Raw genomic sequence first — 15,649 nt, 5'->3', positions numbered from 1 at the left:
CACTTTATATTGTACTGCTTTATGCAAAATAAAGACTTTTTCAGTGGCGTCCCTATAGAGGTGAGGGAATTCTTGCTACGGTTGTTAAACTTCAGCCAGGACAGTTCTCTGTTCATCATATATACAGGTGCCGTAATTTCTTTTGTCTTTTTCTGTTGTTTTTTCATTCGGATAATTCCTCACTCTTTTTATTCGTGATATCAGTGGCAAAATTTATCAAACCTTTTGACTCTGACATCCCATAACGTTTAGAATTATAAACTTTGAATATCAATTCCATGGAATGTCCATGTTATATTTACGTAAAATTTCCAGTCAAACAAATAAATTTATCTGTTTCTCAATAAAAAAGTGATTTCTGCTATTCTATAGCAGTCCTTTCGCTACCTGTATTTTCTGTACGCTTCCCAGACTTACTGCCATACAAAGAACAGATAATACGAGTTTCGCTTATAGCATAGATGATTATCCAATAAAAAACAAGACTGCCCAGATTATACTTCGGACAGTCTCGCTTTTTATTTACTCATTCACCGGATTCACATGAACCATGCAGTGTTTTACGTCTTTAAAATTTTTCTCTATAGTATGATGAACATTCTCTGCAACGTCATGTGCCTCATTCAGTGGAATCTCACCATCTGCTGAGATTTCAATATCCACATACATCTTGGAACCGAAAAGTCGTGTCTGGAGAAGGTCGATTCCCTTCACGCCTTTCACACCCATGATCACTTCTCTCATGCTCTCTTCTGTTGCCTCATCACAGGAATGGTCAACCATCTTATCGATGGCATCTCTGAAAATATCTACAGATGCTTTCACGATCAGTACACAAATTGCAACACTGGCAAGTGGATCAAGAATCGGGAATCCAAGTCTTGCACCAAGGATACCAATAAATGCACCAACAGAAGACATTGCATCTGAACGATGGTGCCATGCATCTGCCATCAGTGCACCGGAATTTATTTTCTTCGCAGCACTTCTGGTATACCAGAACATCCACTCCTTCACTACAATAGAAACAACTGCCGCAATCAGTGCCAATGTTCCGGGAATTGCAATGCTTGCTCCTGAAGTACTCTTAATAATGTTCTCAATTCCATTCATACCGATTCCGATACCGGTTGCCAGAAGTAACCCGGACAAAATAATGGAAGATACACATTCCATCCGCTCATGTCCATACTGATGCTCCTTATCGGATTTTTTGCTGGATAAATTCACACCGACTATTACTACGAAAGTACTTCCCACATCAGATGCTGAATGAATCGCATCTGAGATCATGGCACCTGAATGTGCCAGAATTCCGGCAAGTAATTTAAATAAGGAAAGTAACAGGTTTACTGCAATACTCACACCTGATACCTTCATTGCCACCTTATGTTCCCATGCAGGCTCTTCCTTCTTAGCTGTCGTATTACTGTTTGTCTTGTCTGACATTGCTGTCATGTTTAATTTTTTTGTCTGTTCCATAACTAGGACCTCCTAAATTTTCTTTTCAAATATATAAGCTTTTGTACTTTCCTATATTTGAGTTTACAGGTTCTTCTTATGTCACATACATTGCGCCACAGTCAGAAAACATATTTCCTTTCTGTGACTTATCAAAGTGCGGTCTTACAGGGGTCTTTTTGTATTTCGGAACTGCACCTGTCTCAGAAAATCCTCCTAAAAAAATCCCTCTAAAAGAAAATCTTTCCAAAACATACTTTTCAGAAAACAAAAAGACACACCTGCGGAACATACACTGTCCCACAGATATGTCTGAAAATTTTCATATCTGCTGCCGCTTCGCGCGGCCCGGCCCCACGCCCTCGAGCATCTCGGGCATCGCCTGCTCAGTTTGTACTGTTGATCTCGCATTCTGTTGAATGTAATGCAGTGCAAAGAGAATTAATGTTACATATATCAATTCACAAATAGCATGATGTGAATCAAACACAAGTCATATTATAATAGTTTTATAAGACTGTTTCTATTTGACTTTCACTGATAATACACTATAGTATATCGGTTAGTCAAGCCAAATGTTATTGAAAATTTTTATCATGATGAAACAATATTCTGCAGCCACACACCCTTCTTAACCAGCACAAATCCAATCACACACTTAATCAAATCTGCCAGCTGCACACATGCATAAATCACAAGCACATGAATCCCTGTATAACGACTCAGCACAAATGCGATCGGCACACTGACGCACCAGATAAACACACTGTCAAACAGGAACGTAATAATCGTCTTTCCACCGGAACGCAGAGTAAAATAGGTTGCATGCAAAAACGCATTCTGCGGCATAAAAAATGCAGTGATCATAATCAGATACTTCGCCAGCTCCCTTGCCTCATCATTGGTATTATAAAGCATTGGAAACAACGGCGCCATAACAAACATCACCATTGCCACACAGGTACAGCACATCACTGAGAACGCGATCATCTTGTTATCTGTATCTCTCGCTTTCTTCATATCTCCCGCACCCAGAAGCTGTCCCACAATAATCGCAACAGAATCTCCCAGCGCAATAAACACAATATTAAACACATTGTTAATCGTATTGGAAATATTCAGCGAAGCAACCACATTCAGCCCTCTAATTGAATAACACTGAGTCAGCATCGCCATGGCAGAAGCCCATAAAGTCTCATTAAACAACAGCGGTGTACCCTTGACCAGAATCTTCTTTGTCAGATTCGCAGGAACCTTAAGCGTGCTGTACAGCCCCTTTGCAAATGCATTCTTCTCCGTATGCCTGTGTGTCCAGCCTATTACAATTGCCGCCTCCACATAACGTGACAGCACAGTTGCGATTGCCGCACCTCTCACACCCAGTCTAGGGAAGAAAAATACACCATAGATCAACAGATAATTAAACAACAGATTCACACAGATTGCCACAACCCCGGCTTTCATTGGCAGAACAGTCTCTCCGCACTCTCTCAGAGTACTGGAATAAATCTGCACCATCATAAACGGCGGCAATCCCAACAGCATAATATCCAGATACTGCTTTCCATACTTAAGCGTATCTGCGATCTGCTGCGCAGTACCCTCGCCCTGAAGATACATACTGATCAGATTCTCTCCAACAGTCAGAAACAGCAAAATCGTCCCAATCGTCAGAATCACAGCCATCCAGAACTTATACCTGAATGTCTGCCTCACACCCTCATGATCCTTCTGTCCAAAATACTGCGCCGTAAAAATACCCGCTCCGGATACCCCTCCGAAAATACACAGATTATAGACAAAAATCAACTGATTCACAATAGAAGCCCCTGACATCTGCTCCGTCCCGATCCGCCCGATCATAATATTATCCAGCAGACTCACGAAATTCGTAATTCCATTCTGGATCATGATCGGAACCGCCACAGCCAGAACCATCATATAAAACTTCCTGTCACCGATAAACTTCTTACGAAACGATGACCTTTCTTTCACCCTCTCCATAAAACTTTTCCTCATCCTTCTTCACAAAAATAGACTGTCCGAAGACAGCCCTCGCCTTAAGCGTTGTATCATCTACATTACTATAAAAGCCCCAACATTTCAAGCCCATATCTGTAAAATTTATACTATCATTTTCTATTCCGTTTCTGTTTCGTTTCTATCCATTCCATCTCCAATAACACACTTCCATACCTATCATTCACAGTCCCAGCCAGTTCACAGCGAAGAAAAATAAATGTTTTTAACCACATCTACAGGGGGTGTAGCAACTCTTAGTCTTTGGGAATTTGCGTTATGTCAGAAAAATTCACTGTCTGAGCGAAGCGAGTTTGAATTTTTCTGGCATGGTTTTAGCAAATTTCCAAAGGCTTAGAGTTCCTGCCCCCGCAGCCGTGGTTCAAAACATTTATTTTTCTTCGCGTCCCCTTTGAAGACATAAAAAAGCTGCCGTCCCCAATAAATGAGGAAAACGACAGCTTTTCAAAAAAGTATTTGCAAGCCTATTTAATAGCACCCTCAACCATACCATTCATAATCTGCTTCTGAGCAAGCAGGAATACGATGATCATCGGAATCATTGCCAGGAGTGCTGCAGTAAGGATCAGATCCCACTGCTTAACATAAGAACCAACAAACGCCTGTACAGCAACCGGAAGAGTCTTAACCTTACCATTCTGTCCTAACATCAGAGAAGGAAGAAGGTAATCGTTCCAGATCCACATACCATTCAGAATAGTAACAGTAACAATAACCGGTTTCAGAAGCGGAAGGATAATGCGGAAGAAAGTTCCCTCAGGAGAACATCCGTCAATCGCTGCTGCTTCTTCCAGTTCATATGGAATACCTTTAATAAAACCAGTTAAGATAAATACTGTCATAGCACCACCGAATCCACAGTATGCAAACACAATACCAGGAATAGACTGCAGCATGCTGATTCCAAGGAATTTACCTACATCACGGAATGTGGAAACCAGCGGAAGCATAACTACCTGGAAAGGAATTGTCATAGATGCAATGAATGTCATATAAATAGCTGTAGACCATTTTGTCTTGTTACGGCAGATAACCCATGCAGCCATACCGCCGAATAAAGCAAGTAATACAAGGGAAACAACTGTAATGATCGCAGATGTTCCGAATGCACTCCAGAAACTGAAGTTAGAGTTGTTGACAACGTTTGAAATATTTGTCTTAAACTGTGCAAAGCTTGCACCTGCAAAGCTTACAGGGTTGGCAACAATACCGTTTGCATTCTTAAATGTATTAATAAGTACCAGATAGAAAGGAGATAATATGTACGCTGCGATAACAATCGCAACAGCTGTAAGCACTACCTTTGGAGTTTTCTTCGTAACCATTACATTTCAACCTCCTTCTTATTGGAAATTCTAACCTGAATAATAGATACAGCAGCCAGGATAATGAAGAACAGAATAGCTTTCGCCTGACCAAGTGCATAATTGTTCTTGGAGATCGCTGTATTATAAATATTCAGAGCCAGCATCTGAGTACCGTTTGTCAGATAGTTTCCGAAGAAACTTGTGACAGAACCTGTACCATTTGTCAGAGCCATGTTAACATCGAACTGTTTGAATGCAGATGTTAAGGTAAGGAATGTACAGATTGTAATTGTAGCTGCGATCATCGGAATCTTGATCTTAAATAATGTTGTAACAGCATTTGCGCCATCGATCTGAGATGCTTCCAGTACATCTTTAGGTACCTGTGTCAGACCTGTTACATAGATCAGCATGATATAACCTGCATACTGCCAGATATAAACAACGATGATAGCCATCATAGCTGTGTTTGTCTTTGACAGAAGTGAAATATTATTTGTCATCTTGATCAGTACGTTATTAAATACGAACTGCCATACATAACCAAGTACGATACCGCCAATCAGGTTTGGCAGGAAATAGGAAGCTCTGAAGAATGAGAGTCCCTTAACCTTAGAGGTACAGAGTAAGGCCAGCATAAACGCTACTACGTTTACCAGAACCATGTTCAGAACTACAAACAGAATTGTGATGATCAGTGACCAGAGAAAACTTGGTTCATTGAACATTGCCTTATAGTTTGCAAATCCTACAAATCCTGTCATCTTGATTCCATTCCAGTCTGTAAAGGAATAAAACACACCAAGGCATAATGGAATAATAACTGTTACTACAAATGTAAATAACAATGGAAATACAAATATAAAGTTAACGATGCTTCTGTGATGTTTTAATGTCGGGAATAAATACATTCCCAGTAAGATGCCGATTGCACCGATGATCAGCGCCGGACCTCTCCAGCCTGCTCCGCTTCCGGAAATATCCTGGATCAATGATGCTGCCAGTAAAATAATACCGGCGATCAGGCATACCATGGAAATTGCTTTTTTACTAGCACTGTTTGTATTCATTTTGCCTTCATCCTTCCTATTTCTTATTTCAAAGCAAAAATCAATGCGTCTTAGACTTTTTTGCGTACCTGGATAAAGGTCTGTCGGACCTTTACTCAGGTATGCAGCGCAAATAAAAGTGGGCGGCAACATAAGCGCCGCCCATAAGTTTCAATTATTAGTTTGCGTATGCACTCTGGATAACCTGTTCCAGTGTCTTAACGAATCCGGCTTCATCAAGGCTGCCAGATGCATAGTCAGCAAATACCTGACCTGTATAGTTCTGTGCAAGTCCTTCTTTCTGCTCTAACCAATGCCAAGCAGATGTCTTTCCAGCAGATACATAATCAGTGATTGTCTGAGCAAATGGATCATCACCAACGATTGTGCAGGACTTGAACGGGCTTACGAAACCAGCTTCTTTAACAAGAACTTCCTGAGCTTCATCTGTTGTCAGCCACTGAAGGAATGCTTCTGCTGCTTCTACATTACCATCTTTATATACTGACCACCAGGATGGAGAGTTTGTAAGGATTGTATCAATTCCATCTTCAAATGCGTATGGAATCATACCAACTTCGAAATTACCAGCTTCTTTATAAGCATCTGCATCATCACCTGTCATAGTTGCACCGATCCAGGAGCCCTGAGTAACGAATGCATATTTACCAGATGAGAAGTTAAGGATCTGCTGATCATATGTACCGGATACAAGAAGTGCCGGATCTGAATACTGATTCAGAAGACCTACAAAGTTAGCGAAATCTGTTAAACGATCTTCGTCAACCTTACCGCCATCATTGAGCATATCAATATAAGTAGTGTCATCTCTGTCAAGACCTGAATCCAGATAGTTTCCAAATAAGTGGTTACCTGTTGACCAGTAAAGGTTAACTGGTTCTGCTGCATAACCTACGACTGCTGTCAGTCCAAGCTCATCTTTCTTGGAATCAATTGTCTCAAATGCTTCTTTGATTGCATCAGGACCTGTTAATGTAGAAGGATCAATTCCTGCTTTGTCAAGGATGTCTTTGTTATAAGCAAGACCGATTGCTTCTGTTGTATATGGGAAACCGATTGTACCCTGGCTCTCATCAACATAAGCTGAATCTGTGTCAGAAGCCCATTCCTGATCACTCATATCTACTAAAAGGTCTGTCCAGTTAGCGAAGTCTGTAGCACCACCGTTTACGAAGATGTCAGGCATATTATCTGACTGATAGTATCCTTTCAGAGTACCCTGGATATCGATTCCGCCACCCATGGATTCGATTTCTACTTTAGTTCCTGTTTCTTTCTCATACATTTCAGCTAATTTCTTCAGCTGAGCGTCAACTTCGATCTTACCGTTTACAAGACGAATACTGTCACCGTCTGCTGCCTGTACGGATACTGCTGCCGGAACCATTGATGCGATCATAGATACTGCTAAAAGTGTTGCAAATACTTTTTTCTTCATTTTCGTCACCTCGTCATTTTTTTAACTGTTTCTTTTTACCTTTTGCGCATAAGGTTTTTTGATAGTTGTATAATACCACTTTGTTTCTGAAATAGCAATACCTTTTTCGCATAAGTTTGAATTTTTTTATCTTTCTTTTTCGTCATTTGTTAAATATGCACAATTTATTTTTTCTATCTTATTACACTATGTCCAAAAAAGTGCTACTTTGAGGTCAAAAAAGTGCATCCTCTTTGAATTGTATCCTATGGCTTGTGCCTGTTTTTCCTTCGTCAGACAAGTAAAAACTTCTGCGCAGAACATTACGGAATAATTTCCTGTAACATAATAAAACAGCATTTCAGGTTCTGCACCCGAAATGCTGTTTTATTATGTCGTATTCATTTTGTATCCATTTATGCTGCCTGTTCTTTTTTCTTACCGGTGATTGTAAGCAGATGGCTCTTGATCAGTACCGGACGTACTGCATTGTAAATCACTGCTACCAGAATCACCGAAACAACTGCATTAAATAATGTCGCTACAGCACTCATTTTTGCAAGTGCCTGTGCCAGTTCCTGAGGCTGTCCGAGAATATACTGTTTGTAGAAATATCCTACGATCGGATCTGCCACAACATTAAATGCAAGACCTGCTACAGAAGCAATCACACTCCATTTGAAAACATATTTCTTATCTGTACTTTCATTAATCTTTGCAATCTTATGTGCTACCAGACCTGTGATCAGGCCAATACAGAATTTCAGTACAAATGTCTTTGGTGCGCCTGTGATATATACAGGATCCATCAGGTCTGCGATTCCCATTCCGATGGCACCGGACAATCCGCCGTATACACCGCCGATCAGAAGTGCTGCCAGTACGCAGAATGCATTTCCGATATGGATGGATGTTGCATCACCGCCCGGTACAGGGATCTTAATCTGCAGGAATGTAAAAGATACATAGCATAACGCAGCCATAAGAGCTGTCTCTGCAAGTTTTGTAATTGTGCTGTTCTGAGTATTCATAATAACTGTCCCCTCTCATATGATCTGATAGAAAGCTCATATCAATAAGCCAGATTGCCTGTTTGATTCTCACTATCAGATTTTTATATATTGACGCATCAATATGTTGAAGTTATCATACGCGAAATGTGTCATTATTTCAATGACCAATTTTTTGAATTTTTTAGAGGTCAGATTAAATATTATGCAAAAAGCCCTCCGTCTGCATGCTGTTCACATGAAAACAGAGGGCTTCATTATTCTATTTGCTTAGATTCTTGCTACGCCTGATTTTCTTGCTGCTTCTGCTACAGCTTTAGCTACAGCGTCTTTTACACGTGGGTCAAAGGCTGCCGGAAGAATATATTCCGCTGTTAATTCTTCGTCGCTTACCAGACCTGCGATTGCATATGCTGCTGCAACTTTCATTTCATCGTTAACATCTGATGCTCTTGCGTCCAGTACACCACGGAAAAGTCCCGGGAAGCAGAGTACGTTATTTACCTGGTTCGGATAATCAGAACGTCCTGTGGACACCACTGCTGCGCCTGCTGCTTTTGCTTCGTCAGGGAAGATTTCAGGTACCGGGTTTGCACATGCAAAAATGATAGGATCTTTTGCCATTGAGCGGACCATATCCTGTGTCAGTGTTCCAGGTGCGGATACACCGATGAAGATGTCTGCGCCTTTGATCACTTCTGCAAGAGTACCTTTCTCTTTGTTGAAGTTTGTAATCTTAGCCATCTCTTCTTTAATCGGGTTTAATCCTTCTCTGCCTTCGTAGATCGCACCCTTTCTGTCTGTCATGATTACATTCTTAAGTCCCATGGACATTAACAGTTTGATGATAGCGATACCTGCAGCACCTGCTCCGGAAGTAACGATCTTCACTTCATCAAGCTTCTTGCCAACCAGTTTCAATGCGTTGATAACACCTGCAAGTGTGATAACTGCTGTTCCGTGCTGGTCATCGTGGAAGATCGGAATATCACAGCATTCTTTCAGTTTCTTTTCGATTTCAAAACATCTCGGTGCGGAAATATCCTCAAGGTTGATTCCTCCAAAGGATCCGGCCAGAAGGCTTACTGTCTTAACGATCTCATCAACATCTTTACTGCGGACGCAGAGCGGAATCGCGTCTACACCGCCGAATTCTTTAAAGAGTACACATTTGCCTTCCATAACAGGCATACCTGCTTCCGGTCCGATATCTCCCAGTCCAAGTACCGCAGTTCCGTCTGTTACAACAGCAACTGTATTCCAGCGTCTTGTCAGATCATAACTCTTGTTTACATCCTTCTGGATCTCCAGACAAGGCTGAGCAACACCCGGTGTGTAAGCAAGGCTTAAAGCATCTTTGGAATCTACTTTGGCTCTTGATACAACCTCAATTTTACCTTTTAAGTCATAATGCATTTTTAAAGATTCTTTTGCGTAGTCCATTTTGTTTTGGCTCCCTTCTGCACTCTTTTTTTGAGACGCCTACATTGTAACATTAACCTGGCTCAGATTCTACTGTTTTTCTGACCTTTTTTATCAAAATAACTAAAACAGCATCTTCCTGTAGAAAATTAGGAAGATGCAGTTTCAGTTATTGTACTTTATCATTTGATATCAGGTTCCAAAAGAAACTTATTATCATTATTTATCTGTATCAAAATGTACTTCTGTACCGGCAACTGCCCGCTCATCCAGGAGCTGTTTGAAGGTCTTGGTCTTTGCTTTTTCTTCGTAGTCATCGGACCAGTAGTAGCCTTTCAGCTCGTCCATATACTCATAGTAGTCGCAAAGATAGATATATACTGTGGAAACATCCCTGTCCTGTATTGCATAGGTGTCCGCATTACCGTTTGCCACTCCGCCATCTGGCAGCATATCTCCATTGGCATCCAGCATAACAGCAACATATTTTGTTTCCGGATCCTGCATTTTCATAGTGATCTCAAATGGTGTTTTCGTAATGGAGAGAACACCATCTCCATTTTCATCCACCACATTTACATCCTTTTCAACAGTATCGGAAGTATTTTTCTCTACATCTACGTTGAACTTCCAGTCACCTTTCAGTGTCCATGAGTTATATCTGTTATCACCTTCGTTTGCCTCAGGATATCGTTCATAATACTCATTCCACATCTCAGTGAAAAACTGATGCTCCAGATCCTTCTGCTCTTCTGTCAGGCTCTCATAATCTGCATCGTCTGTACTGATTCCATGCTCTGCCATTTTCTGATTATATTCATCCCGCAGATCCTGAGGGATATCCGGGGTGGTATCCTGATTCTCCGGAAGAGCGCCCACAATATCTTTCAGATCCAGCTCCATGGTAAACCTGTCAGGTACTTTGATGTCTTTGACATAATCGCTGATTGCCGGACCTCCCACCTGAGGAAGCTTCTCATCACTGTATTCATCCATTCCCAGTGCCTGGGCTAGCTTATCAAAACTAAAGTCCTCAGAATCTACATCAATCCCTTTTTCTTTGAAAAATGCGTTACGCACCTCATAAAATTTTGTCCATCCTGCATCATCCACTGTCATATCTTCTACAGGAATACGCAAAACTCCTGCATAGGTGTTATCATCCAGCATTTTTCCATCCAGATAAGCATTGAACAGATTACTTTTTTCATCCATGTAATCATATTTCACTGTAGAATTCTCGCTGAGCTTAATATTGGGTTTTCCATCAGGTGTAATGAATGTATCCGGAAATTTATCCTCTGTATGGATTGTCATGGACAGGTACAGAGCCATTTCATTACAGTATACTTCTGAAAGCGTGACAGTTGTTCCATCTACTGTTTTACTGTATGATTCATTGTCTTTCGTTTTATCTGCATTGTTATTTTCTGTTGTATTCTGATCCTCAGCCTGAGCACTTTGAGGATTACCTCCGTCCTCCTGACTTTCATCAGTATCTGCCAACTCTGCATCTTCTGCAGAATCTGTCAACTGCTTTGCATATTTCGAATAATCGCCATAAAATCCCATGGAATTACCGAGCTGCTTAAATACATTTCCAACCAGAGGGATGTTCTCTGCAAATGCCGGATTTGTGATACATACTGTTGAAAATACAGCTGCAGCTGCAGTCAGTCCCAAAGCTGTTTTGTATACTGTTTTGAATTTCTTGTGCGATTTTGCTGTTCCTGTGGATTTCTTTCCGGAACTTCCTGTTGATTTTTCTGTTGATTTCTCCTGTAATCTTTGCACTATATTCTCTGTATTTTCCGTATGTCCAGAAGCTGCTGCCATTTCTCTGATTCTGGAAAATGCTTCGTTTTTTGCATCTTCTGCCTGCTTTGGCAATGGAAACTCTGCCTGCATGATTTCCTCTATCGCATTGTCATTTCTGTTATTCTTTTCTTTATCAAAATCCAACTTCTTCGCCATGATCACTTCATTCCTTTCTTGAACTTACTGTTATGTTTCCTGCTGTTACTGATCCTGTTCTCAGATTTTCATTCTGATATTCTGCAAACCTTCTGCTATACCTGTGAATTCTCTGTTTTTCTTTTTTTTCTGCTGCAGTCTCTTCTTCTGAATATTATCTTCTGCTGAAGTATATTCCTGCTTTAGCTGCATACGGGCTCTGACCAGTCTGGTTTTTACTGTGTTTTCATTCATATTTAATATAGAAGCAATGTCTGCAATCCGAAATCCCTCTACATAATACAGAACCAGTATGATCCTGTAGGATTCGTCCAGCATTCCAAGCATTTCCTTGAACTCAAATTCCTCAATGGACATATCCTGTCCGGGGACTTCCGGAAGTTCTTCGGCTCTGCTGAAGTTTTTATAATGTCTGTGGATTTTATTGCATTCATTGATCAGGATCCTGATCATCCAGGTTTTGAAATATTCCGGATTCTTCAGTGTATGTATTTTTTCAAAGCAGGTAAGTATGGTATCCTGCATGGCATCTGCGGCATCCTCATCATTATCCAGGATTCCCCTTGCCACCTTGTACATTGCCAGAGAATTCTTTTCCATCAGTTTCAGAAATGCATCCGCATCTCCTGAGATGGAGCGTTTTACCAACTGTATCAAATGCTGATCCTCCTTGCTTAGAGTTTTATATGTTACTGTTTACTTCATGTCCAGTAGCTCTTATGTTTTTACAAATATGTTTCATTCGAATGAAGCTTTGTTGTTTTGTTTTACACTTATTAGATGGGGAATTATAGAGAAAAGTTTCATATCTTTTAAATAAATTTTCAGGTACCGAATTTTTATAGTTATTATAACTTCTCGTCCGCATATAATTGTAATACAAACAAATTATAATCCCTGGATTTTCCCACAAAAAAAACCGGCACATTTCTGCACCGGTTTTTATCACTCATAATCTTTCTTAATGTTTTCCTTTTATTCTTCAGCATTCAATCTCTTCTGATACATAGACTGGAGCAGGAATTTTCCTGTCTCTGTTTTGAATACTTTTTCCAGCATGTTTCTCACATTGTTTCCGGAAAAATTACTCTCATCTGCATTTACCAGATAATCTGCCTCTATCATGATCTGATAATCAATACCATCGATTCCGGTTATTGTGTGATGATGGCTTACAATGTAAGAAACACGATCTACAAATTCTTTCGGCAGATCTGAATCTGCGAAAAATTCCTCTATCAGTGCCGCACTTTCTTCCTCCTGATGTTTGCCGTTGGCATTTCCGTATTTTACTCTGCAGAGAGGGCAGGAAATATCATGGACAACCGCAGTCACCTCCACCAGCTTCTGCTGCTCCGGTGACAGATTTTCGCCCTCTACGATTGTTTTTGCATATGCGTATACTTTCATGAAATGATTGATGTCATGAAGATCTCCCTTGGAATACTCTACCATTTTCTTTACAACTTCCGCTACTGTCATGTTTTGTTCCTGCCTTTCTCTTACGGATTTAGTTACTTGTGTACTCCGTTCTCAGTAACCGGGTTTATCTTATTCTGAAAAACAGCAGAATCTTTCGATCCTGCTGTTTACAATTATCAATTATTTGCAGAGTTCCTCTGCCATAGCCTCAATCTCCGCTTCGTTTGCTTCGCTTAAGGAGGAAGTAATCTTTACATTATTTTCAAGCCATGTGATATTTTTGCTCTTTTCGAACATTCCCTGCATGATTCTTGCTGCTGCAGGTGCCCAGCTTCCGTTTTCGATGAGACCGATGGCACGGTTCTGGTAGCTGCGTTCTGTAAGGTTCTCAATGTAGGTACGCATAAATGGGAAAATATCTCCGTTGTATGTAATTGTGGCAAGTACCAGTTTACCGTAACGGAAAGCCTCTTCCACTGCTTCTGCCATGTCATCTCTTGCAAGGTCAAATACAGTTACTTTCGGGCATCCTTTTTCTTCCAGTTTCTGTGCCAGAAGTTCTACTGCTTTCTTTGTGTTTCCATATACAGATGTATAGGCGATCACAACACCTTCGCTCTCTACTTTGTAGGAGGACCAGATATCATATTTCTCAAGGTAATGTCCCAGGTTCTCTGTGAGGATTGGACCATGAAGCGGACAGATTGTCTGGATATCCAGAGTTGCGGAAGCTTTCAGAAGCTTCTGAACCTGTGCACCGTATTTTCCAACGATTCCGATATAGTAACGGCGTGCTTCGCAGTCCCAGTCTTCTTCTACGTCAAGTGCTCCGAATTTACCGAAACCGTCTGCTGAGAACAGAACCTTATCAGTACTGTCATATGTAACCATAACCTCCGGCCAGTGAACCATTGGTGCAAATACGAAAGTCAGCACATGTTTTCCAAGTGTCAGGCTGTCACCGTTTGCAACCACCAGTTTCTTTCCGTCCAGATTCAGGTTTCTGAAGAAATTTCCCATCATAGTGAAGGTCTTGGTATTTGCAACTACGGTTGTGTCAGGATATGCTTTCATGAAGTTCTCGATATTTGCGGCATGATCCGGCTCCATATGCTGTACTACCAGATAATCCGGTTTCGCACCGTTCAGGACTTTGGCTACATTTTCAAGCCATTCGTCTTTGAAATTAGCATCTACGGTATCCATAACTGCAATCTTCTCATCCATGATCACATATGAGTTATAGGACATACCGTTTGGCACTACATACTGACCTTCAAACAGATCTATCTGATGATCATTTACACCTACATAATAAATATCATTTCCGATTTTCATGATAACATGTTCCTCCTTAGCGATATCAGGGCCGGTCAAATCCGGTTAAAAATTCCAATTTTTTTATTTCTGAACCTATTATATCCACATTCATATCGTTCGTCAAGTTGCATTTTATCTCTAAAATTTCACCCCTTAACTCACATATAAAAAGTAATACTGTCTTTTTATTTAATACCTATTCTGACAAAATTCCATATTCCTTATATAACTGTTTTCGAATATCTGTATTTGTCACAACAGACTGTATTTCTGCACTTCTTCCATCCATAATCAGACGATTAAGCAAAGTGCTTAATCGTTCTTCGCCGATTGCTTCTCCAATTGCCCTGCCTCTTGCTTCTCCAATTGCCCTGCCCCTTGCTTCTCCAATTGCCCTGCCCCTTGCTTCTCCAATTGCTTTTGCCTCTGCTTCCGCCTCTTTTTGAAGCCGTTCGAGCCTTTCAGATTCCAGTTCAAGAACTTTTCCACCCATAATCTCACCTATTCCTTTCCGGACTGTTTTTTCATTCCTGCATATATAGTCCGCTATTTTTATGATCAGTTTATTTAAATTCATGTATAAAGCCGTCTTATCTGCTCCTGAAAGTTCTCTTTCCAGATTTATCCGGATTTCCTCATAGTCATTTAGCAAACTCTGGAACATTTCCGGATTCTCACTCATTTCATGAATATCCTTTTCATATCGCATAATATAAAACGGCAGAAGCATCAGTAAATTTTTTTCAAAAATACTGTTTCTCGTATATGTCTCCAATTTCATTGTCGGAACCCAATAATGTACTATTTTCTCATCCGAAAGTACCATCTCTATCTCCAGAAAATCCGGCGTATTCTTTCCGCTTCTCAAATATAATACGCAGGACTTTGGAAAATCCATCCTGTATTTGCGTCCCTGTTTCTGTGCATTTTCAATTGCTATGGAGAAATCATATTCTATCATACGAATTGCCATAGTTGTATCGTCTACACTTTGACATTCAATATGATACAATTTACCAGCAATCTTTAAACAGGAATCCGTGATAATCTCTCCGTTTTCCTGCTGATGTTCATTGCGCAACTGCACAATCGGTACATTCTCCGGATAAGAAGTATGGAATACTTCATTAATCAAAGGTACTGCCAGATATGGCATTTTCTCAATCATTGTACGAAATACATCATCAAATATCGTATTATTCATTA

General features: G+C 40.5%; 12 protein-coding genes and 1 riboswitch. All 12 genes read right to left on the bottom strand.

The genetic code is table 11. The annotated features are described in order from the left end of the window. Nucleotides 1-522 precede the first annotated feature (522 nt). Nucleotides 523-1,449: a cation diffusion facilitator family transporter gene (locus tag LJE12_RS15075; protein ID WP_182434555.1), complete on the bottom strand. Its 927-nt coding sequence runs from the start codon at nt 1,447-1,449 to the stop codon at nt 523-525. A gap of 305 nt (nt 1,450-1,754) precedes the next feature. Further along, a riboswitch (NiCo riboswitch) is annotated at nt 1,755-1,861 on the bottom strand. Nucleotides 1,862-2,055: 194 nt separating this feature from the next. Next, nucleotides 2,056-3,465, bottom strand: coding sequence for an MATE family efflux transporter (locus tag LJE12_RS15070; RefSeq protein WP_227227073.1), 1,410 nt, complete (start codon nt 3,463-3,465; stop codon nt 2,056-2,058). A gap of 500 nt (nt 3,466-3,965) precedes the next feature. Beyond that, entirely contained in the window at nt 3,966-4,826 is an 861-nt protein-coding gene (locus tag LJE12_RS15065; RefSeq protein ID WP_227292255.1) for a carbohydrate ABC transporter permease, read from the bottom strand. Next, on the bottom strand, nt 4,826-5,878 hold the full coding sequence (locus tag LJE12_RS15060) for a carbohydrate ABC transporter permease (RefSeq protein ID WP_055053479.1): 1,053 nt from the start codon (nt 5,876-5,878) through the stop codon (nt 4,826-4,828). The genes LJE12_RS15065 and LJE12_RS15060 overlap by 1 nt, the downstream gene beginning before the upstream one ends. A gap of 157 nt (nt 5,879-6,035) precedes the next feature. Next, the gene (locus LJE12_RS15055; RefSeq protein ID WP_370865686.1) at nt 6,036-7,277 is read right to left on the bottom strand and encodes an ABC transporter substrate-binding protein; all 1,242 of its coding nucleotides are present in this window, start codon (nt 7,275-7,277) and stop codon (nt 6,036-6,038) included. A 434-nt stretch (nt 7,278-7,711) separates the two neighbouring features. Next, nucleotides 7,712-8,326 (bottom strand): ECF transporter S component, encoded by a 615-nt coding sequence (locus LJE12_RS15050; RefSeq protein WP_025580445.1) that lies wholly within the window; start codon nt 8,324-8,326, stop codon nt 7,712-7,714. Nucleotides 8,327-8,575: 249 nt separating this feature from the next. Further along, the gene (locus LJE12_RS15045) at nt 8,576-9,748 is read right to left on the bottom strand and encodes an NAD(P)-dependent malic enzyme (RefSeq protein ID WP_008705797.1); all 1,173 of its coding nucleotides are present in this window, start codon (nt 9,746-9,748) and stop codon (nt 8,576-8,578) included. Nucleotides 9,749-9,946: 198 nt separating this feature from the next. Then, a complete protein-coding gene (locus LJE12_RS15040) occupies nt 9,947-11,701 on the bottom strand; it encodes a DUF4179 domain-containing protein (protein WP_227292253.1) in 1,755 nt (584 codons plus the stop codon). 60 nt (nt 11,702-11,761) lie between these two features. Continuing rightward, nucleotides 11,762-12,358 carry an RNA polymerase sigma factor gene (locus LJE12_RS15035; protein ID WP_227292251.1) on the bottom strand — a complete coding sequence of 199 codons (597 nt, stop codon included), beginning with the start codon at nt 12,356-12,358 and terminating at the stop codon, nt 11,762-11,764. A gap of 318 nt (nt 12,359-12,676) precedes the next feature. Further along, nucleotides 12,677-13,183 (bottom strand): HD domain-containing protein, encoded by a 507-nt coding sequence (locus tag LJE12_RS15030; RefSeq protein ID WP_055058731.1) that lies wholly within the window; start codon nt 13,181-13,183, stop codon nt 12,677-12,679. A 120-nt stretch (nt 13,184-13,303) separates the two neighbouring features. Beyond that, nucleotides 13,304-14,461, bottom strand: a complete 1,158-nt coding sequence (locus LJE12_RS15025) for an FprA family A-type flavoprotein (protein WP_227292249.1) — start codon at nt 14,459-14,461, stop codon at nt 13,304-13,306. Nucleotides 14,462-14,639: 178 nt separating this feature from the next. Continuing rightward, a complete protein-coding gene (locus LJE12_RS15020) occupies nt 14,640-15,647 on the bottom strand; it encodes a hypothetical protein (RefSeq protein WP_173721869.1) in 1,008 nt (335 codons plus the stop codon). Nucleotides 15,648-15,649 lie beyond the last annotated feature (2 nt).

Source organism: Blautia sp. DFI.6.71, from assembly GCF_020593585.1.
Lineage (GTDB): Bacteria > Bacillota > Clostridia > Lachnospirales > Lachnospiraceae > Blautia_A > Blautia_A wexlerae.
Note: the sequence above shows the minus strand (reverse complement) of the source record. Positions and strands in the feature narration are given on the sequence as shown.